Source organism: Ralstonia sp. GX3-BWBA (assembly GCF_003290055.1).
Lineage (GTDB): Bacteria > Pseudomonadota > Gammaproteobacteria > Burkholderiales > Burkholderiaceae > Ralstonia > Ralstonia holmesii.
In genome coordinates this window covers 183,732-209,460 of record NZ_QMKS01000002.1, presented here as the reverse complement: position 1 = coordinate 209,460, position 25,729 = coordinate 183,732, and the positions used below count along the sequence as shown (strand labels likewise).

Annotated in this window: 20 protein-coding genes and 3 pseudogenes; 9 read left to right on the top strand and 14 right to left on the bottom strand. The window is 61.2% G+C overall.

Annotated features, from left to right (window positions below):
- From DOD19_RS01695 to DOD19_RS01685, 4 genes and pseudogenes are all read right to left on the bottom strand, one after another.
- Positions 1-346: pseudogene (locus DOD19_RS01695) on the bottom strand (transposase); the annotation flags it as partial.
- 58 nt (positions 347-404) lie between these two features.
- On the bottom strand, positions 405-1,628 hold the full coding sequence (locus DOD19_RS01690) for a transposase family protein (protein WP_239497946.1): 1,224 nt from the start codon (positions 1,626-1,628) through the stop codon (positions 405-407).
- Positions 1,629-1,641: 13 nt separating this feature from the next.
- Positions 1,642-2,016, bottom strand: a complete 375-nt coding sequence (locus DOD19_RS27810) for a hypothetical protein (RefSeq protein WP_239497945.1) — start codon at positions 2,014-2,016, stop codon at positions 1,642-1,644.
- A 2-nt stretch (positions 2,017-2,018) separates the two neighbouring features.
- Complete coding sequence (locus DOD19_RS01685; protein ID WP_012435740.1) at positions 2,019-2,666, bottom strand: heteromeric transposase endonuclease subunit TnsA; 648 nt, start codon at positions 2,664-2,666, stop codon at positions 2,019-2,021.
- Positions 2,667-3,020: 354 nt separating this feature from the next.
- Here DOD19_RS01685 and DOD19_RS01680 point away from each other — a divergent pair, with 354 nt between their 5' ends.
- From DOD19_RS01680 to DOD19_RS01665, 4 genes and pseudogenes are all read left to right on the top strand, one after another.
- A complete protein-coding gene (locus DOD19_RS01680) occupies positions 3,021-3,299 on the top strand; it encodes a metal/formaldehyde-sensitive transcriptional repressor (RefSeq protein WP_012435739.1) in 279 nt (92 codons plus the stop codon).
- A gap of 7 nt (positions 3,300-3,306) precedes the next feature.
- Positions 3,307-3,786: pseudogene (dmeF, locus tag DOD19_RS01675) on the top strand (CDF family Co(II)/Ni(II) efflux transporter DmeF); the annotation flags it as partial.
- Positions 3,776-4,645 carry a hypothetical protein gene (locus DOD19_RS27805; RefSeq protein ID WP_239497944.1) on the top strand — a complete coding sequence of 290 codons (870 nt, stop codon included), beginning with the start codon at positions 3,776-3,778 and terminating at the stop codon, positions 4,643-4,645. The pseudogene dmeF and the gene DOD19_RS27805, both read left to right, overlap by 11 nt.
- Before the next feature lie 343 nt (positions 4,646-4,988).
- On the top strand, positions 4,989-5,912 hold the full coding sequence (locus tag DOD19_RS01665; protein ID WP_012435736.1) for a cation diffusion facilitator family transporter: 924 nt from the start codon (positions 4,989-4,991) through the stop codon (positions 5,910-5,912).
- On the opposite strand, the gene DOD19_RS01660 is transcribed toward DOD19_RS01665, so the two are convergent.
- A complete protein-coding gene (locus DOD19_RS01660) occupies positions 5,909-7,516 on the bottom strand; it encodes an ATP-binding protein (RefSeq protein WP_012435735.1) in 1,608 nt (535 codons plus the stop codon). The two genes, DOD19_RS01665 and DOD19_RS01660, sit on opposite strands and share 4 nt — an antisense overlap.
- 77 nt (positions 7,517-7,593) lie before the next feature.
- Here DOD19_RS01660 and DOD19_RS01655 point away from each other — a divergent pair, with 77 nt between their 5' ends.
- Positions 7,594-8,199 carry a response regulator transcription factor gene (locus tag DOD19_RS01655; RefSeq protein WP_012435734.1) on the top strand — a complete coding sequence of 202 codons (606 nt, stop codon included), beginning with the start codon at positions 7,594-7,596 and terminating at the stop codon, positions 8,197-8,199.
- A gap of 29 nt (positions 8,200-8,228) precedes the next feature.
- On the opposite strand, the gene DOD19_RS01650 is transcribed toward DOD19_RS01655, so the two are convergent.
- Together DOD19_RS01650 and DOD19_RS01645 are read right to left on the bottom strand one after the other, a co-directional pair.
- A complete protein-coding gene (locus DOD19_RS01650; protein ID WP_012435733.1) occupies positions 8,229-11,393 on the bottom strand; it encodes a CusA/CzcA family heavy metal efflux RND transporter in 3,165 nt (1,054 codons plus the stop codon).
- Positions 11,394-11,405: 12 nt separating this feature from the next.
- Positions 11,406-12,626 carry an efflux RND transporter periplasmic adaptor subunit gene (locus DOD19_RS01645; RefSeq protein WP_112183697.1) on the bottom strand — a complete coding sequence of 407 codons (1,221 nt, stop codon included), beginning with the start codon at positions 12,624-12,626 and terminating at the stop codon, positions 11,406-11,408.
- A gap of 137 nt (positions 12,627-12,763) precedes the next feature.
- Here DOD19_RS01645 and DOD19_RS01640 point away from each other — a divergent pair, with 137 nt between their 5' ends.
- Positions 12,764-14,281, top strand: a complete 1,518-nt coding sequence (locus DOD19_RS01640) for an efflux transporter outer membrane subunit (RefSeq protein ID WP_012435731.1) — start codon at positions 12,764-12,766, stop codon at positions 14,279-14,281.
- 39 nt (positions 14,282-14,320) lie between these two features.
- Here the strand turns inward: DOD19_RS01640 and DOD19_RS01635 are convergent, their stop codons facing one another.
- A complete protein-coding gene (locus DOD19_RS01635) occupies positions 14,321-15,109 on the bottom strand; it encodes a hypothetical protein (protein WP_012435730.1) in 789 nt (262 codons plus the stop codon).
- Between the two features lie 338 nt (positions 15,110-15,447).
- On the opposite strand from DOD19_RS01635, the gene DOD19_RS01630 reads away from it, so the two are divergent.
- Positions 15,448-15,831: a hypothetical protein gene (locus DOD19_RS01630; protein WP_233902599.1), complete on the top strand. Its 384-nt coding sequence runs from the start codon at positions 15,448-15,450 to the stop codon at positions 15,829-15,831.
- Between the two features lie 31 nt (positions 15,832-15,862).
- On the opposite strand, the gene DOD19_RS01625 is transcribed toward DOD19_RS01630, so the two are convergent.
- The 5 genes and pseudogenes from DOD19_RS01625 to DOD19_RS28120 all read right to left on the bottom strand — a co-directional run bounded on the left by DOD19_RS01625 (position 15,863) and on the right by DOD19_RS28120 (position 20,443).
- Positions 15,863-17,506, bottom strand: a complete 1,644-nt coding sequence (locus DOD19_RS01625; RefSeq protein ID WP_104610506.1) for an Nramp family divalent metal transporter — start codon at positions 17,504-17,506, stop codon at positions 15,863-15,865.
- A 43-nt stretch (positions 17,507-17,549) separates the two neighbouring features.
- Positions 17,550-17,756, bottom strand: a complete 207-nt coding sequence (locus tag DOD19_RS01620) for a hypothetical protein (RefSeq protein WP_012435727.1) — start codon at positions 17,754-17,756, stop codon at positions 17,550-17,552.
- A gap of 236 nt (positions 17,757-17,992) precedes the next feature.
- Complete coding sequence (locus tag DOD19_RS01615) at positions 17,993-19,423, bottom strand: carbohydrate porin (RefSeq protein WP_004632826.1); 1,431 nt, start codon at positions 19,421-19,423, stop codon at positions 17,993-17,995.
- 379 nt (positions 19,424-19,802) lie between these two features.
- Positions 19,803-20,229: pseudogene (locus tag DOD19_RS28230) on the bottom strand (universal stress protein).
- Positions 20,230-20,320: 91 nt separating this feature from the next.
- Positions 20,321-20,443, bottom strand: a complete 123-nt coding sequence (locus DOD19_RS28120; RefSeq protein ID WP_275426877.1) for a hypothetical protein — start codon at positions 20,441-20,443, stop codon at positions 20,321-20,323.
- Positions 20,444-20,735: 292 nt separating this feature from the next.
- Between DOD19_RS28120 and DOD19_RS01605 the strand changes: the two genes are divergently transcribed.
- On the top strand, positions 20,736-22,709 hold the full coding sequence (locus DOD19_RS01605) for an APC family permease (RefSeq protein WP_004632829.1): 1,974 nt from the start codon (positions 20,736-20,738) through the stop codon (positions 22,707-22,709).
- 709 nt (positions 22,710-23,418) lie between these two features.
- Here DOD19_RS01605 and DOD19_RS01600 read toward each other — a convergent pair.
- On the bottom strand, positions 23,419-24,366 hold the full coding sequence (locus tag DOD19_RS01600) for a LysR substrate-binding domain-containing protein (RefSeq protein ID WP_024979056.1): 948 nt from the start codon (positions 24,364-24,366) through the stop codon (positions 23,419-23,421).
- A 153-nt stretch (positions 24,367-24,519) separates the two neighbouring features.
- On the opposite strand from DOD19_RS01600, the gene DOD19_RS01595 reads away from it, so the two are divergent.
- Positions 24,520-25,683, top strand: a complete 1,164-nt coding sequence (locus DOD19_RS01595) for a metallophosphoesterase (protein ID WP_024979057.1) — start codon at positions 24,520-24,522, stop codon at positions 25,681-25,683.
- The last annotated feature ends 46 nt before the right edge of the window (positions 25,684-25,729 follow it).

Sequence of the window (25,729 nt, the reverse complement as noted above, 5' to 3'; positions counted from 1 at the left end):
CCTACCAGCCCGCAGGCCCGGGTGACCCCCATGGCGCGTTCGGTCATCAATACCTGGACCGCTTCGCGCTTGGCCTGCGGGCTTGCTACTTTCGGGACAGCAGGTCCTTCAGTGCCGCGTTGTCCAGCATCGATTCGGCCAGCAGGCGCTTGAGCTTGTTGTTCTCCTGCTCCAACTCCTTCAGCCGCTGCGCTTCGGAGACCGTCATCCCGCCGAACTTCGCCTTCCAGTTGTAGTAGGTCGCTTCCGAGATGCCGTGCTTGCGGCACAGCTCTGCTGGCTTCAGGCCGGCCTCGGCCTCCTTCAGCACGCCAATAATCTGTTCTTCGGTGAATCGCTTTTTCATGACCGCTCCTCTTCGGAACGGACTCTACATCGTCAGCGTACTAATCGCGGGGAGCAGGTCACAGTGCCTGAATATCGTCTGGGTCGTACCCACGGACTGCCGGCGCAAGCCTGGACGGCTCGATCTTCGAGGCCCGTGGCAGGTCTTTAGATTTTTGCGCGCGAGCTTTGTCCTGCTGTTTGCGCTGCTGCTCAGCACGACGTGCCGCCTTGCTTTTTTCAGCGGCAGCTTCTTCGAGTTCGCGCTGCCGCGCGATCAGCGCAAACAAGTCCCGTTCGCTGTATTCCTTCATGCCCGCAGCCTTCGCTGCATTGTTGGCTGCACGTATCTCCCAGATGCTTGCCGGCGGCAAGCTCGAATCTCGATAGGGAATCGCCTGATACCGTTTGAGATCGGTATCGAAGAAGTACAACACGCTCATGTCGCGTGGGTCATAGCGGAACCGGAACTTCTTACCTCGCTTCGGATTGTCAGGATCGCGTTCCCCAATCCACGGTCTCAAGACATCGTGGAAGTAGTGGATGTTGTCGTTGACAACTCCATCTCCTCGGATCGCTCGCTCCTCGAATGGCATGAAGTCGATGCGGACCTTCTCGGGATCGGCGACTATCGGTGGGATTCCACGGCCCATCTTTCCCCGTGTGCCGAGAATGCCTTCGGTCCATTTGGTCAGCGGCGTCGTGCCAATGCCCGCGTGAACGTCTCGATGATATCGAGCGAACATCAGGACAAGCCATTTCTCCAGCTCATCGATAGTCATGCAGGCATTGCCCTCGGCGTCGTACTCTCCTTTCTGCTGGGGATTCGCGAACGTTGCCCCTTTGAGCTCTTTCAACTCCTCCGATACGGTGCCCATGAGCCGCTCGATGTGCGCACCGTAGCGAGGCTGCTTTACCGGCCGGAGGTGAATATCGATGTGGTACTCCCTCGCAGCGACGGCCAGCATCTTGCCTCTGAATTCCTTGGCGTTGTCCATATGGAGTACGTCTATGGGGCCGCGGAAGGGCCACTCAATATCTCCGCACCCCAGCCGCGCCATCCATTCCCCCTTATCCAACATGGCGTGCGAGATGCACATGCCCGCGGACATCGCTGAAGGTGGATCCAGAGACAAGTACATGCCCAAACATGCGCGGCTGAAAACATCGATTGCCAAAGTGATCCAGGCCCGTCCGATCGACTTGCGGTGCTTGTCGTCCACGATGATGACGGGCAACAGAGTGTGATCGACCTGCACCATGGCAAGAGGCCACTCAGCATCCGGAATGGATCCCTTATTCACGCTAAATCGTTGCTCAGCGGCGCGGCGCGATACTCACGTCTGCGTCGGCTGCCACAGCGACGTAGTCTGCTTTCTTTCGATTCCGCCGAAGAGCGAGCAGAGGACTAATGATGTCTAGGCGGCTTTGCGCCTCTTCCCAGTCGTCATCCGATACGTCTTCGAGGTCGATCTGGCCTTGGGGCTCGGGCGAGCCATCACTGCCTCTGAACGGAGGCTTGAGCGACCCTATGTTCAAAATGACAATCGCTCCCGACGCGTCCTCGCGTGCGAGAACCTGGTCCAAGGCGGCGTAGCGGAGAATTGTGTATGCGCGCCCATCGTGACTGTAGCTGCTGCCCTTCTTAATCGGCAGAAGAGTCGGCGTCTTTCCTAACGACTTGCTTGCCATGGCTAGCTCGGTAGAAATAGCTGCGTGCTATCCGTCAACGGAATCTGCAAGTCCGCTTGGATTTCGCCGTGAGCAACAAGATGCCAAAGCACGGGAATCAGGCCTGCGCGCATCTCTAAGGTGTCCGCCAAACTACCAAGTAGTGTCTCGGGGGTCGTTGGACTGTCCAGCCGGCGCATCGCAGCAAGCAAGCGCTCCACTGCGACCGGGTCCGCGGGCGTATGGCGATACCGATGCAGAAACTTCAGGTTTTGAACGTGCTGCGTCCGGATGTCGATCTCTGTTCGGGTAACGAAGACCCAGCCTCTCTCTTCGGCGACGACAGTTGCCGCTGCAAACTTCTCGCGATACGTCTCGGCGTGTCGATCAAGGTATTCCCGCTTCTTGATTTCCACCAATTCTGGAGACCGCTGATTGCCCGACGGAGAACAGCGGTAGGTCACCAGCAGATCTGGAACATAAACTCGGCCGCGAGACAGTGCAATTTTGACCGGCTGACATTCGTACGATTCCACTTGGGGATCCGAGTCCAGCAGGAGCATGTACTCCTTCTCCAGAATCGACTCGAATTCAATGACCTCATCCGCCAGCGGGGAGGGATGACGTCCAGTGACAAAGAGGTAGTTCTTAGGGATCCGGCGCACCGGCATAAAGCGCTCCACAAAGCACACATCCGTGGATTCTTGCTTTCCCCACCCTGACTTGTCGACCCTCCATCGCGAGGGGGCTCAATGCACTGAGCGCGTTTCAGTCTAGGTCGCTGAGAGCAACTTATGTAGTGCACACACGGGGCCCTCCTGACTATCGATCGGGGGTGTAACGCACCGCGTTACCGATGGCGTTGCGGGCCGGCGGCAAGAAATCCCGCTCGCGTCACGCAGTCGGACGTTTTCGCCGTCATATATGCAGAGGGCTACGTCCTTTGGTTCGGTGCAAATGTTGCTCCCTTGGCAGCCGAACTCAATGTAGTATACCCCCCTATAGTATATTTAATGAGGTGATCGATGAGCCACACCATCCGTGAGAAGCAGAAGCTACTCAACCGCGTTCGCCGGATTCGGGGCCAGCTGGATGCCATTGAGCGCGCACTGGAGGAGGAGCAAGGGTGCGCCCCCGTGCTCCAGCAGATCACGAGTTGCCGCGGCGCCATGAATGGCCTGCTGGCCGTCGTGCTGGAAGATCACATACGCACCCACCTGACCGAGGTGGATGACGAACATGAACACGCCGAAGGCAGCGCCAAGGAGCAGCTGATCGAGGTCGTGCACAGCTATTTCAAATGAGCCAGCCATGAGCAATTTCTACGACACGCCGTTCGGTATCGGTCATGACCACGTGTTCCTGGGCGCAGGGCACGAGAAAAACGAGCGCAAGACATGGGCCGTGATCGTGCTGTGCACGCTGATGATGGCCGCTGAGATCATCGGCGGCAGCATGTTTGGCTCGCTGGCCCTGGTGGCCGATGGGCTGCATATGTCGACGCACGCAGGCGCCATGCTGATCGCGGCGCTGGCCTACACATATGCGCGGCGCCACGCGAACGACTCACGCTTCGTGTTCGGTACAGGCAAGCTCGGCGACCTGGCCGGCTTCACCAGCGCCATCATCCTGGCGATGATCGCGCTGCTGATCGGCTACGAGGCTGTGGTGCGATTCCTCTCGCCGGTGCCGATCCACTTTAGTGAGGCGATCCCGATTGCGGTGGTCGGCCTGCTGGTGAACATCGCCAGTGCCTGGCTGCTGAGCGGTGGCGACCACGATGGCCACAGCCAACCGCTTCTTTCCGGGAACGCTGAATTTCGACGACCCCGCTGTTGCTGACGAATTTTCCATCACCGCCGGCGCTGTGCAGCACCCTGACAACAGCCGCAACGTCACGGATCGCGGCGCGACAGTCTCATTCGCGCGGTTGCTGACACCTGAGGTCTCGATCGGCTTTGACAGCGGCTTCATCCGGCGCGACTGGGACAGTGCACGCCAGCCAGGCGCAACCGGTTCCGACCTGATTCTCAAATCCCGGCTCTACGAAGACGATCTGAACGAGACGCTTGTTGCCGCCTCGCTGATCTATGGGCTGCCCCAGACCGGCGCCAGACGACTCGGCGCCAGCACGTCAGCGACCATTGCCCCCAGCCTGTATGTAGGTCAGGGGTTGGGTGCCTTGCCTGAGGCGTGGTCTTGGCTTCGGCCGTTGGGCATCACCGCTGGCGTCAGCGTGGCCGTGCCGACCAGCAAAACATCGGACAACTTGAGCTACGACCCGATGACGCGACAGTTCAACCCTGTGAGGACAGCCAACGTCACCACGGTGCATTGGGGGTTCGCATTGGAGTACAGCACGCTCTATTTGACGGATCGGTTTGTACCAGGCGTGCTCCCCAAAGAGGAGCCGCTCCATCAATGGGTCCCGTTGGTCGAATTCGCATTCGACTCACCACGGGGCCAGCGTACGCGTGGCACCGTCAACCCAGGCTTCGCTTATGTCAAGGATACGTGGCAGGTGGCAGCGGAACTGGTCCTCCCCTTGACCCACGGATCAACGCGCGGTGTCGGCGCGAACGTTCAGGTGTTGTTCTTTCTGGACGATTTCCTGCCGGCGCTGTTCGGAAGGCCGATGCTGACTCACTAACGAATTGTCTTAGCGTGCATGTTCAAAATGGTCGATAGGGACTTAGATTCGCCCCTTGCCAATTGCATCTGGCATGAAGCACTCGGTTCGATGCAAATGGCTTTCTGACCCCGAGGCAATCTGATCCGGCTTGTGGCTGAAAACGCCGCTTTCCTAGATCAGGGATCCCGGTATTGCACTTGTGCCCACCAGTGCACCAGCGAATGCGAACGCCTCTCATGCGGATTCTTTTCTGCGGCTGCCGGTTATTCCCCAAACGGTCAATTCTCAACCTATGATCGCGGACAAATCCAGGCGCTCGCCCTCAAGGTGACCGGTCCTCGACCATCAGACAAACCAGACCATGCAACAGCCAACCGAGATCGATTTCGACAGCGAGACACCGGCCATCAAGCGCGCGGCGAAACGCAGCACTCTCGTGAGCGTGGGTGTCAATTTGGCCCTAACGGCCGCGCAACTGGTTGCTGGCGTTCTTGCCCATTCACAAGCGTTGATAGCCGACGCAATTCACTCGCTTTCCGACCTGGTTTCGGATTTCGTCGTCCTCTTTGCCGGACACCATAGCCAGAAGGAACCGGACGCAGAACATCACTATGGTCACCTTCGGTTCGAGACAGCGGCATCCCTGGTTTTGGGCTTGCTGCTACTTGGCGTAGGCATCGGGATGCTTTGGAGTGCGGTGACAAAGCTGGAGCATCCGGAATCAATTTCACATGTGAAGTTGATTGGCTTGTGGGTCGCACTTGGCGCACTGGTGAGCAAAGAGCTGTTGTTCCGGTACATGCTGGCCGTCGCCGAGCGCGTGCGCTCCAGCATGCTGATAGCGAACGCCTGGCATGCTCGCTCCGACGCAGCCTCCTCGTTGGTGGTCGCACTCGGCATCATCGGCAATTTGCTTGGATTTCACCTGCTCGACCCGGTAGCCGCACTCATTGTGGGGCTGATGGTATCCAGAATGGGGTGGCAGTTTGGCTCGAATGCTCTGCACGATCTCATGGACAGAGCCGTCGATGAAGAGACAGCGACCGAAATTCGGCAAGTAATGCTCGGCACGCCAGGCGTGCTTGGCGTTCATGACGTTCGGACACGCAAGATGGGCGACATGATCCTGGTGGACGCGCACTTGGAGATCGAAAGCACCGCAACCGTGAAGGTCGGTCACGACATCGCGCTGGAAGCAAGGCGACGCGTCATGGAAAGACATGATGTTCTCAATGTCATGACCCACGTCGATCCCGTAGACAGGCTCACAGCCGGTACAAGCTAGCCGTTCAGTCGCGGTAAGAACACGTTGAATCTTGAGCCTTTGCCTTCTTCGCTGGTCACAGTGATCGTTCCTCGGTGCAGTTCCACGACCAGCTTCACCAAGTAAAGCCCGACACCTGCTCCAACCGTCCCTGCAACGTTGCCGCCGCGCACGTAGCGCTCGAACAAGCGCTCGATATCGCGCTCTGGTATGCCCAGGCCCCGGTCTTCCACAGTTACCGACACACCGTCGGCATCGCTGCGCATACGCACACTGACCGGTGCGCCTGGCGGCGAATACTTAACGGCGTTGCCGACAAGATTGCTGAAGGCCTGGAATAAGAGCCGGGCATCGCCGAAGAATGTGTTCGGCTCATCCGTCTCTATGCACACCTCGATCCGAGCGCTCGGCGTGCCTTCCAAGTGCATTTCGCAAACCTCGTGCAGAAGCGCTGCAAGCGGGAAATCGGTGCGCCGCATCGCTGCTGGCGTCGTGGAATCCAGCCACTGCGAAGAGTCGAGCAAGTGATCCATCAGGTGCGTCATGCGCTGCACGGCCGCCCGGATTTTCCCGCAGCGTTCTTCGAGCGCCTCGGGCTGCAACGCATCACGCGTGCGTATCAACCGCTGGGCCTGGCCGTCAATCACGCCCAGTGGCGTACGGAATTCATGCGACGCCATTGAGATGAAATTGCGTTGGAGTTCGGCCATGCGGCGCTCTTTGTCAAGCGTCTCCTGCAATACGGCCGCCTGGGCGGTCAGTACATCTTTGCTGCGCCCCAGTTCGATTGTGTTTTCTCGAAAACGCGCCACGGCTTGCGCGATGTCGCCAATCTCGTCGTGGCGGTCCAAGCCTGGGATGTCGATCTGGGTATCGTTGTTGGCAACGCGGTGCATGCGATCCACTAGCACGGCAATCGGGCGCGACACGGCAAAGACAAGGTAGATCACGGCCAGCACGACCAGACATGCCGCCACAACGATCGCCCCAACGATGAGTTGCCGCGCATCGTGGTAGGCCTGCGCCTCTCGCTCGGTTTCTGCCGTGGCGCCAGCGACACTGCGTTCGGTCATCACGCCCAAGGTGTCGTTGGCCAAGTCGAATGCGTGTTTGGAATCCGCGTGATAGAGCCGCGCAGCACCCGCTACGTCGCCTGCCTTGGCAGAAATCATCAGCCGTCGCGCAAGCTCGCGATACGTGTTCCATTGGGTGACAAACTGGCTGTAAAGCTCGTGCTCGGCGCTGTCGTGTTCGATCTTGTCGTAGCGGGCCTGGGACGTGGCAATCGCTTTGTCGAGCATGGCGACCTGTTCGTCGGCGGCTCGCAGGTCAGCGCGTGATGAGGCGATCAGAAAATCGCCTTCGGCCGCGCGATAATCCGAGATGTAGTTGTTGAGGTCGCCCAGAATCCGGCTGTTCTGTAGCCAGCGCCCGCTGATCTGCGCAGATACGCTGTGGAAGCTCGCCAGTTGGTCGATACTGAAAGCGCCGACGCCGACCACCAGCAGTAAAAAGATCACGAACACCAGCGTCAGCCGGACCCGGATGGGACGCAGGATCAACGGCGATGCGATTCCAAAGCGCCGCCCGTCTGGCGCGGCTGTGACCGTTTTTGGCGATTGCATAGGTAATGTCCTGCGCAGTTTTTCTTGACGACGTCATGAGCGGAGCATCAGTCACCATACCACCAGCTGAAATCCCCATGAAGCCAGCCAACCCCAAGATCCTCTGCATTGAAGACGACGTTGAAACCGCCGAGTTGATCACCGAAGAACTGGCCGAACACGGCTACACCGTGATCACGGCGAACGATGGTGAGTCCGGGCTGGCGATGCTCCTGCGCGAAGCCCCCGATCTGGTGCTGTGCGACGTAGGCATGCCGGGCATGACCGGGTTCGAGTTGCTGGAGCAATTGCGCACGCTCGCGCCACGTTATGCTGAAATTCCGTTCGTCTTTTTGACGGCGATGGCGCAACGCGACTCTGAACTGCGTGGGCGTCGCCTGGGTGCTGATGACTATGTGACCAAACCGGTCGACTTCGAAATCCTGATGAGCATTGTGCAGACCCGGCTCGCCAGACGGCCGCGCACGCATACCGCACATCCGCCCGTACAACTGAGCGAGCGTGAGGTCGAGGTGCTAGCATGGTCTGCGCGCGGCAAGACATCGGGTGAGATCGCCACGATTCTTGGGCTCTCCAAGCGCACGGTCGATTTCCATATGGACAATGCGCGCGAAAAGCTGGGCGTCGCCACGCGCATCGAAGCCGTGGTCAGGGCTTCCAGCTCGGGCATTATCAAACCATAGGGGCCGCCGCACGAAGCGGCGGCCATCGCTCAGACCGGCGCTTCCTCAAGGGGCGAGTCTTCAGGCGGCTCCTTGCCGAGGAATACCATCCGCAACGCAGGCACGATCACCAGCAGCATCAACGGGCCCACCAACATGCCGCCCACAACCACGGTGGCTAGGGGCCGCTGCACCTGGCTGCCGATGCCCGTGGAAATCGCCGCCGGGAACAGGCCGATACACGCCGACAGGGCCGTCATCAGCATTGGCCGCATGCGCTGTTGCGCCGCATGGAACATCGCTTCAGTTGGCTGGAGGCCGCGCTCCCGGCGCAAGTCGTTGTAGTAGGTGATCATCAGGATGCCGTCCATGACCGATACACCAAACAACGAGACGAACCCAATGGCCGCCGAGACGCTGAAGTCCAGCCCCGTCAGGAACAGTGCCGCTACCCCACCGGTGATCGCAAACGGAATACCGGCCAGCGCCATCAGGCTATCGCGCAGCGAATTGAACAGTCCATAGAGCAGGACCAGAATCAACAGAATGCTGATCGGCACCATGACCGCGAGCCGCTGCTTGGCCTGTTCGAGTTCTTCAAACTCACCCGCCCACTCGATGCGGTAGCCTTGCGGCAACTTGACGTGCTGGGCGATGCGCTGCTGCGCTTCTTCCACCGTGCCGCCCAGGTCGCGCCCGCGTACACTGAACTTGACCGGAATATAGCGGGCGTTCTTCTCGTGATAGATGTACGACGCCCCCGTATCCAGCGTGATGTCAGCCAGCGCCGAGAGCGGAATGTAGGCGTTGCCGCCATTCGCGTTCGAGTAGGCGACGCGGATGTTGCGCACCGCATCGATTGTGGCACGGTACTCCGGGGCCAGCCGCACCGTCAGTGCAAACTGCCGATCGCCTTCCAGGATGGTGGTCGCCTGAGAGCCCGACAGGGCCGCTTGCACCACGGTGTTCACATCCCCAGTGTTGAGCCCATAGCGCGCGGCCGCCTCACGGTTGATGCGCACGTTCAGGTTCGGTTGACCGAGCACGCGGAAGATGCCCAGGTCTGTGATGCCTTTGACCTCGCTCATCTCGCCCTGTACCTGATCGGCAAGCCGCTCCAGCACCTGCAGGTCCGGGCCGATGATCTTGACCGAGTTGGCCCCCTTCACGCCCGACAACCCTTCTTCCACGTTGTCCTGGATGTACTGCGAGAAGTTCAGGCCGACCCCGGTGAACTCACTGGTGAATTCTTTCTGGATCTGCGCGATCAGCTTCTCCTTGGTCATCCCCGCCGACCATTGGTCGAACGGCTTGAGGGGCACGAAGAATTCAGCGTTGTAGAAGCCCGCGGCATCACTGCCGTCGTCGGGGCGACCGTGGGCCGACACCACCGTGCGCACCTCGGGGTGCTTGAGCAAAATCTGGCGCATGCGCGCGACCGGTACCACGCCCGATTCCAGCGACGCCGTTTGCGGCATCGTCAGCCGAATCCACAGGTTGCCTTCTTCAAGCGCCGGCAGGAACTCCGTACCCAGCAGCGGCATGAGCGCCGCCGTTACCGCCAGCACGACCGCGCCGATCGTCACGGCAATGCGCCGGTTGGACAAGGACCACGTCAGCGCAGGCTGGTAGACCTTGTGCAACGCGCGAACGAGCCAGGTTTCCTTCTCTTCGATCTTCTTGGGCAGCAGGTACGAGCACAGCGCCGGCGTGACCGTGAAGGTGGCGATAAGCGCGCCCGCCAACGCGTAGCCATAGGTACGCGCCATCGGGCCGAAGATCTGGCCTTCCACCCCCTGCATGGTGAACAGTGGAACAAATGCGGCCACAGTGATCAGTGCGGAGAAGAACACCGCGCGATCGACCTGCAGCGCACTGACGAAAATCATGCGCAAGCGCTCCGGCACGCGGAAGCCCAGCATCTTCGCGTCACGGCTCATCAGCAGGCGCGTCTGCTCCGCCGCCGGCATCTGGAAGTTGCGGAAGATGTTTTCGACCAGGATGACCGACGAATCCACGATGATCCCGAAGTCCACCGCGCCCACCGATAGCAGGTTGGCGGATTCGCCGGTCAGCAAGAGGATCAGGATGCTGAAGAACAGCGCAAACGGAATGTTGGCGCTAACGATGATGGCGCTGCGCAAATCGCCCAGGAAGATCCATTGGATGAAGAACACCAGCAGGCAGCCAAACAGCAGCGCATGCATGACCGTGTGCGTGGTGACCGAGACGAGCTCCGAGCGGTCGTAGTAACGCTCGACCTTCACGCCTGCCGGCAGCGTGCCATCGGTGTTGATCTTGTCCAGCTCGGCCTTGACGCGCGCCACCACGTCGTTGGTCTGCATGGTGCGGTTCATCACCACGATGGCGGTGACGACGTCGCTTTCGTTGTCACGGCCGGCAATGCCCAGACGGGGCGCGAAACCAATCTTCGTCTTCGCGACATCCTTGACCTGCACGGGCACGCCATTGGTCTGCGTAAGGACGATCTTGTCGATGTCCTTCACGTCTTGGATCAGACCCACGCCGCGGATGTTGACTGACTGCTGGCCAAAGTTGATCGTGCGCCCGCCGACGTTGATATTGGCGTTACCGAGCGCCGTCATCATCTGCGGCAGGGTGACGCCATAGGCTTCCAGCTTCTTCGGGTCGACCTCGACGTCGTACTCCTTGGTCGTGCCTCCCCAACTGACGACCTGCGCCACGCCCGGTACGGTCTTCAGGCGGCGCTGCAACACCCAATCCTGCAAGGTGCGCAGGTTGGTCAGGCCAAAGTGGGGCGGGCCCTTCAACTGATAGCGCACCACTTCCCCGACCAGGCTGGACGCCTGAATTTGCGGCTGCACATTGTTGGGCAGGCTGACGTTCTGCTGGAGGGCAAGTGCCGCCTGCGTGTAAGCAAAGTAGTAGTCGATCCCGTACTTAAAGGTCACGCGCACGAACGACAACCCATAGAACGACGTGGAGCGGATGTTCTCCACACCGGGCGTCGCCGCGAGGCCGATCTCCATCGGCACGGTGTAGTACCGCTCCATTTCTTCGGCCGACAGACCGGGCGTTTGCGCCGTGATTTCGAGAATGACGGGAGCGGGGTTGGGGTACGCCTCGATGTTGAGCTTGGAATACGCGAACAGCCCTGCCGTCACGAACGCCAGCAGGAACAACAGGATCAGCGGCCGTCGCAGCAGCGACAGCTTCAGAATCGCTTTGAGCACGGTGAACTCCCCTCAATTAGCGCTATTGACGCTGCCGGAGGCAGCCGTGCTCAGATACAGTGCCCCTTCGTTGGCGGCCAGCTCGCCTGCGTTCAGGCCTTCGAGCACCTGCACAAAGCCATCCTGCTCCAGGCCAAGCTTGATCACGCGCGGCGCAAAGCGCTTGCGGTCGGTCGTAACCCACGCGGTCATGGTGCCGTCGCCTTCGCGGACCACGCCGTCCATCGCCAACGCTGGGGATTGGATGGGCGCGCCGGTGGTGATGTCGAATGAAGTGAACATGCCGGGGCGCAGTTCGTGCTTCGGGTCGTCGATTTCCGAACGCACCAGGATGCGGTGCGTGTTGGCGTCGACCGATGCACCCACGGTGGTGATCTTGCCGTTGAAGACCCGGCTTGGGAACGCCATGACGTGAATCTTGACCGGCTGGCCGACGTGCAGCAGCGGTGCATCGGCTTCCGGCACGAACGCCTGCATCCACATGGTGGACACATCAGCCACCGTGAATGGCGCCGTACCGTTGCCGGGCTGCAAGAGCAAGCCTGGCTGCGCGCTGCGCGCGGTCACCTGGCCCGAGATCGGGCTCACCACCGTCAGCAGCGAATCAGTCTTGCGCGTCTGCACGATCTGGTCCATCTGTGCGGGCGTCTTGCCGAACACAGCCAGGGCTTCACGCGCGGCCTTGTAGGCCGCCTCGGCGGCTTGCTGGTCGGAGATAGCCTGGTCCAGATCCTTCTGTGCCAGGCCCTGGATCTCATACAACTGGCGCGCACGAGCGAGCGCATCAGTCGTCAACTTGCGCGTACCAGCAGTGGAAATCAGCGTGGATTCCGCTTGCACCAGATCAGGGCTGTCGATATCGAACAGCGGCTTGCCCTTGGCAACGATGTCGCCCACCTTGGCGTAGGTGTTGCGGATCTTGCCTTGGTACGACGTGAAGACCTGCACAGCGCGGTCCTCGTTGAAGTCGATATTGCCCACCGCCTCGCGCCGGTTGGCGAATTCGCGCAACTCTACGGGCGCAACCTTGATGTACTGCAATTGGCCCTGGCTCAAGGTCACGGCCTGCCCATCGCGTGAGGGTGGCGCTGGCACGGTGACCGGCGCGGCTGCATACGATGGTGTGGGCGCAGCTTCCGAGCGCTTTTGCCCCCAGATTCCCCACATCAGGCCGCCAACGACCAACCCGGCGACAACGCCCCCAATGGCTGCGGACTTGTAATCAACCTGCACAGCAGTACCCCAGTTGATAGAAATTTTGCCCGCATGATGCTGCCCGCACGTGGAGCGGTCTACTGTGATGAATCACAGTTCGCAACGATTCGACGCCCCCATAGAATCGGCGCCATTCGACCAAACTGGGTGCTTCCATGCCCGCCAACACTGCCCACGGCATGCCATCGTCCGCCACTGTTCTTCTGCGCCTGACCATCGTGGCGGCGGCATGCCTGTTGACCGCCGCCTGCGCGGTCGGACCGGATTTCAAGACTCCGGATGCTCCGAAAGTGACTGGCTATACGCCCAAGCCGCTGCCGCAGCAGACATCGGCTGCAGCCACGCAGGGCGGCGAAGCACAGCGCTTTGTCTCGGGGATGCCAGTTTCCGATCAATGGTGGAAGGCGTTCCAGTCAGAAAAGCTGAACAAGACGATTGCCGATGCGATTTCCGCCAGCCCCACGCTGGCCGCCGCCCAGGCTGCACTGCGCGTGGCGCAGCAGCAAACGCGCGCGCAACAAGGAGCGTTCTTCCCAATGCTGCAAGGCTCGTATCAACCGAGCCGACAGCAAAACGCCGTCGGCACGATTTCGCCCACGCTCACCTCTGGCGCACCGATCTACACCCTGCACACCGCGCAGCTCACGGTGAGCTATGCCCCAGACGTCTTCGGCCTGAACCGCCGGCAGGTGGAATCACTGAAGGCCACCGAAGAGGCACAGTACTTCCAGATGGAGGCGGCTCACCTCACCCTTGCGTCCAACATCGTGGTGGCGGCAGTGCAGGAAGCCTCGCTGCGCGCGCAGATTGAAGCGCAACAACGCATTGTCGGCATCAATACGCAGTTGCTCGACAACCTGCACAAGCAGTTCGCGCTGGGCGCGGTAACGGGGCTGGATATTGCAGCTGCCGAAACGGCGCTTGCGCAGGCCGAGCAGGCGCTACCCAACCTGCAAAAGCAACTGGCGGTTCAGCGCGATCTGTTGGCTGCACTGGCCGGCAAGCTGCCTAGCGAAGGCATCGCCGAGACGTTCACCTTTGCAGACTTCACGCTGCCGCAGGACTTGCCCGTGTCGCTGCCATCGGATCTCGTCCGGCAGCGCCCTGACGTGCGCGCAGCCGAAGAACAGCTGCACGCCGCAACAGCGCAGGTGGGCGTGGCGATCGCCAATATGCTGCCCCAACTGACGATCACCGGCACCAAGGGCGGCACCGCAGAAATCTTCAGCCAGATGTTCCGGGACGGCAACGTCTTCTGGAGCCTGGTCGGCAATGTGGCGCAGACCTTCTTCGATGGTGGTGCGATGCTGGCGAAAAAACGGGCAGCCGATGCGGGGGTCGATCAAGCGGAGGCGCAGTACCGTGGCACCGTCATCACTGCATTCCAGAACGTCGCCGATACCCTGCACGCGCTAGATGCCGATGCCGACGTGCTGAAAGCCGCGCTCAGATCCGAACAGGCAGCACACCGAACTCTAAACATCACGGATAGGCAGCGCGCGATCGGCCAGGTCAACATCCTCGCTGTGCTGAATGCAGAACAGGCCTACCAGACTGCTGTGCAAGCCACGATTGGGGCGCGTGCAAACCGATTCGCCGATACGGCAGCGCTGTTTCAAGCCCTAGGTGGCGGGTGGTGGAACCGGCCCAACGCTGACGTCGCACGGCGCTAAAACCGATGAGGCGCCAGCCTTCTCGCTGAGGGCTGACGGTTAACTCAATGGGACTTCAAAGATCCATTTGAACGTCCACCGGTCGGTGGCGCGCGTTAAGCCTCTGCCCACGCCAAAGTTGAAAACGAACGGCTTGCGATCCACGTCAAACGCGAGAAAGGCCGTGTGCTGCTGTTCGTATAATGGCAAGACATGGTCGACGCGACCCAGACCGGCGTAGTACTCCAATCCGGCACGAATGCCTGTGGACACCGTACGGGCGATCTTGAGGGCCGGGGCGAATTCAGGCACGCCACTGCGATCCTGGCCGGAGAGATTCCAGTCGAGCACCGGGTTGAGCGCCCATAGCCATTGCTCATTCTGATAGCCATAAATCGGCCGGAGCTCTACCGCTTGTTGTGATTGCTCAAAGCGACTTGCAACATGAGCAAGCTCGACGTTGAGACCAGCGAAGTAACCGACACCGTCTTCGGGTCGGACGGGCATCCATTTGACGCGCACCTTTGGCCCAGTGACGTAGTAGGTATTTTCGCGCGTGAGCGCGGTTGGGACGTACACACCGAGTTCCACCGAAGGCGTCAAGCCGTAAGAGAATTCAGCAGTGCCCCGCCAGCCATGCGGTGTCGTGACCTCGCGCGGATAAGACGGTTCTCCAATGCCGCTTGGCGTCGTGTTCAGATGCAACTCCAGTCCAAACTCGCCGGGCGCGTTGATGTCACCGGTGTAGACCTGAATCTCATCAGGAAGGACGGCATACGCCGGAAGCGCAGTTAGACCCAGTACCGTTGCGATGACTCCAACAAGGCTGGATAAGCGAGTGTGTTGCATGGGGGGCTCCAATTTCTGGCAGCCGAAGCATAGACGTCGTGCATGCGTTTTTCCGAATAACCCGGTGACGCAAACGAAAACCTGCATGAGATGCGTTTTCGTTTTCACTCTGTCGGTCTTCCTCTTTTACCGCGTTCGACAAATAGCGCACTGTGATTTGTACGGTATCACTGTGTGGGAGACGTGACCTACACTGAATGGAGGGCAGGACTTTTCAAGTATGCGCTATGCCTATCGAACAGGTTCGTGGCCATAGGTCCAAATGGAGTATCAAGAGGCAGATGATGGTAGGAGTTCTCAGAATGCGCTCTCTTCCTTCCGCACTGCAGATGCGCACCATGAGCACAATGCTGGTCATGTCCCTCGCCGGTTGCTCGACTATCTATGAAGGCAAATATGCCTACGACGAGGGATGGAGACTCGGAGAAATCGAAAAGATTGGTGCACCAGCGGATCTGGGGCGGTTCGGAGCGCTGTGCCGCCAAAGGCGAGACCTGTCTGCAGCGTATCCTCCGGTTGCTGTCGTAAGGTTCGACTTCGGAACCACGGCCGGCAGATATATGCATAGCAGCCATAAACTGCAACACGTGGTGGTGCAACTGCCTCTCGACAGCCCGTTGAAAAAGGACGCGCACGTATACGTGAACATCCGGGATTGCGAGCAACCCCTTGTCCCCGTTGGCAAACTGGACTCAAAACCGCTTCAGCTACCCGGCGCGTGAGGCAAGATGTATGTAGGCTGTTGGCCTAGCCTCATCCCGTCACCAGCCCAGCGATCCGCACCAGCACCAGTCCAGCGGCCACCACGAGATAAGCCCGCAGCACAAACATCCACGTGCGCTTGAGCGGTGTCCAACGTGCTGGCGTGAGCTGCTCCAGCGGCGGCATGGTCCAGTGGTCGCGATCGAGCACGCTCACGCGCAGTGGATGCTGGGGTCGATGACTGCGCCGCTCGATGTGCCACAACACCAGCGACATGACAATGGCGATGAGCGAACCGCCGATCAGGATCGCGCCGATCTCGAATTCGCCGATGCCGGGAAACAGCACCGCCGCCGTCAGGATGACGGAGAGCATCACCAGCACCGCCACCACACCGCCGGTGAAGATGTTCATCGCGCGGCCGTTCGTCCAGGGGCCCAGCACAGCCTTGTCATTGCACAACAGCAGCAGGAACACCGTCGCGCTCGGCAGCAGCACGCCGGCCAGTGATTGCACCGCGTTGGTCAACAGCCCGAGCGGCACACCCGGCGTCAGCACCAACCCTGCGGCCAGCAGCGTCAGCCCGAAGTAAATCGCATAGAAACCCTTGGCCTCCGTCGGCTTGCGATGCAGCGAATGCCGTACAGCGAACACATCGCCGATAGCATAGGCCGTGGACAGCGACACCGCGCATGCGCCGATGATGCTGGCGTCCAACAGCGCGATCGCAAACAGCACACCGGCCCAGCGGCCCGAGTGCGCTTCCAACCCTTTCGCCGTGCCCAGTGCATCGGTGTAGTTGCCAAACTCTGGCGTACCGTGGAAGGCCTGCGCGCTGAAGGCGATTATCGCCACGGCACCGGCAATCACGAGCACGATGCCCAGCCACAGGTCCGCTCGCTCATAGCGGATGAAGCGCGCGGTGATCCGCTTGTCGATCACGTAGCTCTGCTGGAAGAACAACTGCCACGGCGCCACCGTCGTCCCCACGATGGCGATGATCAGCAGCATTACCTCCGCCAGCGGTGCACCGGCCGGTAGAGCAGGCACGAAGAAGTCGCGCGCCACCTGCCCCATCGGCGGGTGCACCATCACAAAGATGGGAATAAGCGTGAGGCTGCCCGCCACCAGCAGCAGCGCAAAGCGCTCGAAGCGGCGGAAGTCGCCCGTGGAGGCGGCCAGCATCACCAGCGCGGCCGCTGCACACACGCCCCAATGACGCGGGATGCCGAGATACTCCAGCGCCAGGCTGATGCCGATGAATTCCGTCACCAAGGTCAGCGCGTTCACCAGAAACAGGTCGATGACGGAGAAGCTGCCCCAGAACTTGCCGAAGCGCGCAAAGATCAGCCGCGCATGGCCGACGCGCGTGACGGCGCCCAGGCGCAGCACCATCTCCTGGTTCACGTACAGCACAGGGATCAGCAGCAGCAACGTCCAGAGCAGCGTGGTGCCGTAGTTCTGCCCGGCCTGCGTGTAGGTGCCGAAGGCGCCGGCATCGTTGTCGCCGACCATCACGATCAGGCCGGGCCCGAGGATGGCGAGCAATGTACGCAAGCGCGCACGCCAGCTATCACGCGCGCCGGTGTCATGGTGGGCGATGGTGCCGAGCGCCCCACGGATGTCGCCCACATGGGCGTCGTCGAGAGCGGCATGACGTGGTGGTGTGTCGATGCCCGAAGTCAGTTGGGTCATAGCGACCTCCGATTTGTTATTGGGTGATTGGATGACCCACCGGTTACCAATAGGTGCGCGACAGCCGGACGGCAGCGGCAGCGTAGCCGTGGTTGGAGAGCGGCTGCCCACCGTCGTCAGCACGCCGGTTGGAGGTGGCGGGCACGGCGTTGGCACGCTCGGGCGCACCGGCCCGGGCCTGCACGAACGGCGAGCTGAACGGCAGCGCGATTGCCGAGAAACGACGGGCGGGGATGTTGAATTTGCGCATAGGTACTCCTCGCCACATGCGCACGACGGGTGCATGGCATGCGGCAATCGCCGCACAGGGGTCGTCTTACCCTGGCGGCAGATTCAAACAATCAAGGAGCGATGCAGACACCGCTGCCTTGCCTGGGCGGCAAGTCAGCAGCAGGGAAAACCGTGCGGCGGACTGGCCTAGTGGGAAACTGATGTGGTTGTCGGATAAGGTCGACTCGGACTGTCCATATGGGTCCTCCGTAGGCGTTAGAACTCCGCGTGGGCACGAATGCCAAAGAACTTGGCAGGCCCGCGGTCCCGGTTGTAACCGGGGTTCTGGATCAACTGAAAATCGGGGCTGAGCGTGATGCCCTTGACCGGTTGAAAGCTGTAGAACACTTCGAGTATGCGCTCGTGGCCATAGTTCAGTGCGCCGTCACCCAGGAAGGCGCCGCTGCCGCCCGCCGCCAGATAGGCACGATGATCCGGGCCCAGCATGTTGAGCGAAAAGGCCGCTCCCAGCACATCATTCGGCCGCCGCCAGGACGTGCCCTTGAGCAGACCGCCGAACGACACGTTGCGGCCCGCCTCGGTAAAAGCATAGGTCTCAGTCTTGTCATCCGACCAGTTCAGGCGGGTGAACAGGCCCAGGTTTTCGCCCACTTTCTGCTCGAACGACAGGCCCACGCCCACCTTGGCGTGCTCGCGCCGCACCTGGCTCAGGTCTGGCGCGGCACCGGTGGCCTGCCCGAGCGCAATCGCATCATCAAAGCGGCCCATGCGCGCTAAGTTGCGCCAACCCAGCAGGCGCACCTTGCCCTCCTGGCCGAACAGCGTGTAGCTCTTTTCCAGCTCGAGCATGTCGCCATAGTGCTTGAGAAAGCGCGTGTCGAGCGGCAAACCATTGGACTCCACCGGTTGCAGGAAACGGCCTGCGCGGACAGCCCAGCCGAGTTCGCTGTCGATATATTCCAGCGCCACGCCCCAGCTGTAGCCGCGCGCATCGGCGGGATAGTCGAAAGATGGATGCGTCATGAATGACCAGTTCAGAAACTGTGTGCGCGGGTCATGCGCATGTTCCACGGCATCGAACACATCGAGCACTGGCAGGTTGCCCACGGTCAGTACCACGCGGCGCTTGTCGACCACATCGGCGAACTGGTTGAAGTCGGCGTCGACCTTTTCCGTATCGCCGCCCAGTCCCCAGGTCTGACGCATGAAAACACGGGCGCGATACAGCGTCGGGTCGGTGCCAGTGACCTTGGCCAACTCCCCGTTGGTTGGGCCGCCCAAACCATGCAGATCGGAGAAAGCCTTGCCCATCACCACTTCCGGGTTGAAGTGGAACTCCCCGCCCTTCCACAGCCGCATGCCCAAATCCAGCGTGGTGCTGAAGGAATAGCTGGTGGCGCGGCCCGGTGTCAGGCTGTTGTCGCCGCTGTACGGCGCGTTGAATGCCGGCTTGGCTTGCCAGACCCACGTCGATTGGCCATGGAATCCAAAGCGATCGCCCAATTCACCACTGGCGATCAGCGGTGCATCGGCAACCGGGGCCTCTTCCGCGCGGGCAGCCTGCGCACAAACCGACAGCAGCGTGATCACAGCCAACAACGCTGGACGGCCAAGCGCTGCGGCGCGTGCCAGAACCAGCGGACGTACTGCGACCCAAGCGTATTGCAGCATCGAAAGAAACAACATGAGACCTCCCCCGTTCGCTTCTATGACGAACGTAGGCACGAGCCGACCACGGCCCTCCCAGGAAACCACGCACGCAAGCGCGCACGCAGCCACATGGCCGTGTCGGTAAAACAATCGAATTGGGGAAGAGACTTGCGTAGAGAACCCACACAAGTGCCACTGCCCGCCGTGCAATGCGGCTAGGCAGTGGTGAGGTGCGCACGCGGCACGCCGAGACTGTCTAGCCGTTCAATGTGCGATCGAAGATCGACTAGAACAACTGTCCATGGAAATTAATCCGTAGTTGTGACGGCGCGCAGGTTAGCAACTCCGACCAAATTGGACAAGAAATTTCTTCGCGTATCGCGCATACAACGGCCATAGGGCTAGATATCTGCATTCAGCGCACCAACATCACCGGGATGCGCGATAAGCGCATCAGCCGATTTGACAGCCTGGCTCTGATCAAAGAGCCCAGGGGGGTACGCGCTGCTGAACCCATCACGATCATGTCGCATTGATTGGCCGCAGCGCTCTGGGCGATCGTTTCGGCCACGCGGCCGACTCGGATCTGCGCCACGTAACGCGCCCCCGGCATCGTCCAGGATGGCGCGCGCTTGTCGAAGCGCGGCTTCTCCGTCCTGTTCTTCGAGCTGGCGCAGCGCCTCCAGTGAGTGGTAAGCGCTGGCGCGACCGCCTTCGAGTGGCGCCTGCACGTTCAGCAGCACGATGTCCGACGCGCAGCGATCTTGGCAGAGGAAGGCGGCGTGGCGCACGGCATCCAGTGCGTGGCGGGAGCCGTTAACCGGTACGAGAAGTTTCAGCATGGCAAGGTTTGATCACGTTGATCGGCCGGCGGCAGGGTGAGTCGGGTGGTTGCCTGCGGGTACCGGGATACGTTGGGCTCTGAGCGCTTCGTTAAGACAGGTCCGCCGTGTTCGAGTCCGAAGCGCCGTGCTGCTCGATGGCGCGACCATAGCGTTCCTCCGCGCGCCGATCCGTGAGGTAGACAGCGATGAACAATGCGATAACGGCGACCATGGCGCCGATGCCGAGCAACCATCTGGCTAGGATGTCCATCTCGATGATGGCGCATGGCGCCCGCGTAGTGGTGATAGCTGAAGCGTAGCCAGCCGACCGTCAAAAACGTGTAGAGAGATCACCCGCGCGTGAAAAAATCGCGTAAACAAACCACCCTGGATGCCCTGTTTAAGCCAGTTCACGGGCAAAGGCCGCCTTGGCAGGCATCGGTGGCATTTGTGCGGACGCTGCTCTAGATTGAGCAGTACAGCCAACTTGGCCCCCATAAGACCACTCGCTGCACGGAGACGCCATGGCAAGCATGACCAAGATGTGGCAACTGCTGGTGGGTAAGCCCCTGGACCCGCTGGACCCGCGCACACGCCATGCCATTGCGGTGACGCCGTTGCTGGCGTGGGTCGGGCTGGGGGCGGATGGGTTGTCTTCCTCCTGCTACGGCCCGGAAGAAGCCTTTCTGGCGCTGGGCCAGCACACGCCGCTCGCGCTGTTTCTCGCGCTGGCCACGGCTGCCACGGTGTTCATCATCGCGCTGGGCTACAACCAGGTGATCGAGCTGTTCCCGACCGGCGGGGGTGGCTACCGGGTGGCCACGGCACTACTCGGGCCGCGCCCCGGGTTGGTGTCGGGGGCGGCGCTGCTGGTGGACTACGTGTTGACCGTCGCCACCTCGTTGGCAAGCGGCGTGGACGCGTTCTTCAGCCTGCTGCCCGTGAGCGCGCAAGCGTTCAAGCTGGGCACCGAAATCGTGTTGGTCGTGTTGATGACCGGGCTCAACTTCCGGGGCATGCGGGAATCCATCCTGGTGTTGCTGCCGATCTTCATCGGCTTTGTGGTGCTGCATCTCGGGTTGATCGTCTATGGCGTGGCCGTGCACGGCGACCACTTGGTGACGGTAGTGCCGGACGCAGTCAGCGAGGCGCATGGCATGTCACAGGCGCTTGGGCCGCTGGTGATGCTCGGCTTGCTGATGCGCGCGTTCTCGATGGGCGGCGGTACCTATACCGGCCTGGAAGCCGTCTCGAACAACGTCAACATGCTGGCCGAGCCGCGCGTGCCTGCCGGCAAGCGCACCATGTTGTACATGGCGACGTCGCTGGCCTTTACGGCGGGCGGCATCATCCTGCTGTACATGCTGTGGCAGGCCAAGCCAGTGGAAGGCCAGACGCTTAACGCGGTGGTGTTCGGCAGCGTGATCGACCACATGGGGCTCGACTCAGCGCTTGCGCGCAGTGTGCTGCTGGCAGCCGTGCTGGCGTTCGAGGCGGGCCTGTTGCTGGTGGGCGCGCAGACGGGTTTTCTGGATGGCCCTGCGGTGCTGTCGAACATGGCGCAAGACTCCTGGGTGCCGCGGCATTTCCGCGATCTGTCGACGCGGCTGGTGCGGCAGAACGGCATCATCGTGATGGGCGTGGCCAGCGTCATCATCTTGCTGTGGACGCACGGCGAGGTGGCGGTGCTGGTGGTGCTGTACAGCATCAACGTGTTTCTGACGTTCAGCCTGTCACTGCTGGGCCTGTGTACGTACTGGTGGCGCCGCCGCAAGGACAGTGGCAACTGGCTCAAGCACTTCGCACTGTCCGCCCTGGGCCTGTCGGTCACCAGCACGGTGCTGGTTATCACGCTGGTCGAGAAATTCACGGCGGGCGGCTGGTTGACAGTGCTGGTCACCAGCGCGGTCGTGGCGCTGTGCGTCCTGATCCGGCGGCACTATGACGAAACCCGCGCACAGATCGCCAAGGAAGATGCGTTGTTTGGCGGAGCCCCCCCTGCGGTGGACGAAAGCAGCGCCCCGGCCAAACCAGACCCTTCACAGCCGACTGCCATTCTGCTGGTCGGCAAGCATCTTGGGGCGAGCATGCATGCGCTGCTGTGGGTGAACCGGCTGTTTCCCGGCCACTTCAAGAACGTGATCTTCCTGGCCGTGGGCGAGGTGGACGCACAGAGCTATGAAGGCGCTGAACATCTGGACCACCTGCGCCAGACCATCAGCGCATCGTTGGCGTACTACGTGGCGCACTGCCGGCGCCACGGCATGGCGGCGGACTACCGCATCGCCTTCGGCACGCACCCGATTGCGGAATTCACGCGCCTGGCCGAAACCACGATGGACGCCTTCCCGAACAGCGTGTGCTTTGCCAGCAAGCTCATCTTCAAACAGGTCAATTTCCTGACCGCCTGGTTGCACAACCAGACGCCGCTTGAGATCCAGACGCGCCTACACGTGCAGGGCAAACAGATGGTGTTGTTGCCGATGAACGTGGGGTAGCGCGGGAGATTGCTCACGCATTATTGAAACTGGGCGCACACCCGGCGTCCTGGCTCCTGTCATTTCTTGACGTTGCTTCCGCGGCATGTAAAGTGCTCCGCCTCGGGCGTGGCCCGCAATTGGACATGCACCATGCGGTAGGCAGCGTTTTTTGTCAGTTAAGGCGGTGAGCTATGCGGTTTATCACGCGGCGCAAAGTCCGAGCTCTGCTTGTCTTGTGCATATTTGTAGGCGTCACAACTGCCGCTATCGTGTGGCGATGGGACACTAAGCTATGGACAGCCATCCTTTGTGCTCCGCCGTGACGCGTCGGCATTCACGCCGGTTGACGCTCGTTCATCTAAGCGGAAACCCCGGGGATATGTGGACCAAGGAGTACAAAACCAACACGAGCCTATCGCAGTCTAGGGACATCTGATAGGCCTCCAACCTTCCAGCGCACTAATCTGTGGCCTCTGCTTCTTCAGTGACGTGGCTAGCTGCCATTTACGGCGAGCGCCTGAGGATCCAACAATGAAGCATTTAAGGCAGTTTTCCCGTCACCACCCGCCCTCCAACAAGAACGAGGAAGGGAACTGCGAACGCCACATGGCAATCTGATCAGCTTCGCTATTTTTTCTAGCCAACTTCGCTAATTCTCAGCGAAAAAGCGTCGCTTTTTCTAATTCCCTTCGCTAAGCCGACAACGGCCAACTGGCACCACGGAGGATCAGTGAATCAGCGGGGTGGGCGGCAACAGCTTGATGCCGGGCAGTTTGCATTGCGCGACCGCCTTGGCCACCGCTTCAATCGCAGCGATGCGAGTGAAGCTCTTGCGCCATGCCAGCACAACGCGGCGGTCGGGCACCGGCTCCTGGAACGGCACGTAACTCAGCAGGTCGGTGGCGGCAGGCTGCATGCTCGGCACCGACGTACGCGGCAGCACCGTAATGCCCACACCGCTGGCAACCATATGGCGGATCGTCTCCAGTGACGAACCTTCGAACGTCTTCTGGATACCGTCCGCGTTCTGCGAAAAGCGCGACAACTCCGGGCAGACGCCCAGCACGTGGTCGCGGAAGCAATGCCCGTTGCCCAGCAGCAGCATGGTCTGCTGCTTGAGCGCCTCCGGGTCCACCGACGACGCCTTGGCCAGCTCGTGACCACGCGGCACCGCCACGACAAAGGGCTCGTCGTACAGCGGCACCGTCATCAGACCAGCCTCGGGAAACGGCTCGGCCATGATGGCGCAGTCGATCTCGCCCTGCTTGAGCAGCTCCACCAGCCGCACGGTGAAGTTCTCCTGCAGCATCAGCGGCATCTGCGGGACGGTGTCGATCATCTGCTTGACAAGCGAGGGCAGCAGATACGGCCCGATCGTGTAGATCACCCCCAGGCGCAGCGGCCCCGCCAGCGGGTCCATCCCCTGCTTGGCGATCTCGCGGATCGCCATCGTCTGTTCAAGCACACGCTGCGCCTGTGTGACGATCTGCTCGCCGACAGGCGTAACGCTCACTTCCGACGCGCCGCGCTCGAAAATCTGCACGGCCAGTTCGTCTTCCAGCTTCTTGATGGCGACCGACAGCGTCGGTTGCGAGACGAAGCAGGCCTCGGCGGCACGCCCAAAGTGGCGTTCCCGCGCGACGGCGACGATGTATTTCAGTTCAGTGAGCGTCATGACGATCAATCGGCTTGGGGATATCGATAGATTTTACCAAGGGACGTGCGATGTTGCTTGGAGTTCGAACGGCGGCCCCGGCATTGACAACGCTGCCATCCGCCCCATCTTCCGTGAATGCGTTTCAACGAAACAATAAGGAGCCGCCCCAGCATGAGTGACGAACCTAACGGCAGCCGATCCCTGCCCCGCGGCAGGCGCCGCTTTCTGACAACGACAGTGGCGCTCATGGCAGCGCTGCACCTCTACATCGGATGGCGGCTCCTGCCGGATCTGGGCTGGAACGGCGCTGGCTGGGCTGCAGGCGTGATCTTCCTGCTCGTATCGACGGTGATGATCCCGACTGGGATGGCGGCGCGCTTCGTGATCCGCCCGATTTCGCTGGCGGATCGCGTGAGCTGGTTTGGCGCGTTGCTGATGGGCCTATTTTCGTCGCTGCTGGTCCTGACGCTGCTGCGGGACGTTGCGCTGATCGCGCTGCCACAGACTTATCGCCACGACTCGGCCCTGCTCGTCGTCGCCCTCACCTTGCTGGTGACGCTGATCGGCTATGTCAATGCGCGCCGCATCCCCCGCGTCGCTCGGGTGACGGTGCCCATTGCGGACCTGCCAGCGCCGCTGCACGGCTTCACCATCGCGCAAATCACTGATCTGCATGTCGGCCCCACCATCAAGCGAGCGTATGTGGCCGGCGTGGTCGATCGGCTCAATGCGCTGCAACCGGATGTCATCGCCGTGACGGGCGATCTGGTGGACGGCGAGGTCGACGTGCTGCGTCCGCATATCGCGCCGCTGGCCGGCATGTCGGCTCGGCATGGCGTTTTTGCGGTGACGGGCAATCACGAGTACTACTCGGGCGTCGGCCCTTGGGTGTCTGAGTTCGAGCGGCTCGGCATGCGGGTGTTGATGAACGAGCATACGGTGCTTGAACACGACGGCGCGCCGCTGGTGATCGCGGGGGTAACCGATTTCAGTGCTGGCAAGTTCGACGCTGCGCATGCGAGCGATCCGACGCGGGCGCTGGCGGGATCGCCGTCCGGCGTGACGCCCACCATCCTCCTCGCGCATCAACCGCGCAGCGCTCCTGCCGCTGCAGAGGCCGGCTTCGACCTGCAACTATCGGGGCACACGCATGGCGGCCAGTTCTGGCCGTGGAGCCTGTTTGTTCCGCTGCAGCAGCCCTTTACGGCTGGGTTGCACAAGCTCGGGCGCCTGTGGATCTACACCAGCCGAGGCACGGGATATTGGGGCCCGCCCAAGCGGTTCGGGGCGCCGTCGGAGATCACGCTGATACGGCTGGAGCCGGCCGTCGGCTAAACCCTAAGAGTGGGCATTCGACGAAGAACCCTGCGACCTCAACGTC

Bases quoted from the DNA above. Each gene is read 5' to 3' on its own strand.
- DOD19_RS27810 (WP_239497945.1), bottom strand. From the start codon at position 2,016: ATGGCAAGCAAGTCGTTAGGAAAGACGCCGACTCTTCTGCCGATTAAG.
- DOD19_RS01685 (WP_012435740.1), bottom strand. From the start codon at position 2,666: ATGCCGGTGCGCCGGATCCCTAAGAACTACCTCTTTGTCACTGGACGT.
- DOD19_RS01680 (WP_012435739.1), top strand. From the start codon at position 3,021: ATGAGCCACACCATCCGTGAGAAGCAGAAGCTACTCAACCGCGTTCGC.
- DOD19_RS27805 (WP_239497944.1), top strand. From the start codon at position 3,776: ATGGCCACAGCCAACCGCTTCTTTCCGGGAACGCTGAATTTCGACGAC.
- DOD19_RS01665 (WP_012435736.1), top strand. From the start codon at position 4,989: ATGCAACAGCCAACCGAGATCGATTTCGACAGCGAGACACCGGCCATC.
- DOD19_RS01660 (WP_012435735.1), bottom strand. From the start codon at position 7,516: ATGCAATCGCCAAAAACGGTCACAGCCGCGCCAGACGGGCGGCGCTTT.
- DOD19_RS01655 (WP_012435734.1), top strand. From the start codon at position 7,594: ATGAAGCCAGCCAACCCCAAGATCCTCTGCATTGAAGACGACGTTGAA.
- DOD19_RS01640 (WP_012435731.1), top strand. From the start codon at position 12,764: ATGCCCGCCAACACTGCCCACGGCATGCCATCGTCCGCCACTGTTCTT.
- DOD19_RS01635 (WP_012435730.1), bottom strand. From the start codon at position 15,109: ATGCAACACACTCGCTTATCCAGCCTTGTTGGAGTCATCGCAACGGTA.
- DOD19_RS01630 (WP_233902599.1), top strand. From the start codon at position 15,448: ATGAGCACAATGCTGGTCATGTCCCTCGCCGGTTGCTCGACTATCTAT.
- DOD19_RS01625 (WP_104610506.1), bottom strand. From the start codon at position 17,506: ATGACCCAACTGACTTCGGGCATCGACACACCACCACGTCATGCCGCT.
- DOD19_RS01620 (WP_012435727.1), bottom strand. From the start codon at position 17,756: ATGCGCAAATTCAACATCCCCGCCCGTCGTTTCTCGGCAATCGCGCTG.
- DOD19_RS01615 (WP_004632826.1), bottom strand. From the start codon at position 19,423: ATGTTGTTTCTTTCGATGCTGCAATACGCTTGGGTCGCAGTACGTCCG.
- DOD19_RS28120 (WP_275426877.1), bottom strand. From the start codon at position 20,443: ATGGTCGCCGTTATCGCATTGTTCATCGCTGTCTACCTCACGGATCGG.
- DOD19_RS01605 (WP_004632829.1), top strand. From the start codon at position 20,736: ATGGCAAGCATGACCAAGATGTGGCAACTGCTGGTGGGTAAGCCCCTG.
- DOD19_RS01600 (WP_024979056.1), bottom strand. From the start codon at position 24,366: ATGACGCTCACTGAACTGAAATACATCGTCGCCGTCGCGCGGGAACGC.
- DOD19_RS01595 (WP_024979057.1), top strand. From the start codon at position 24,520: ATGAGTGACGAACCTAACGGCAGCCGATCCCTGCCCCGCGGCAGGCGC.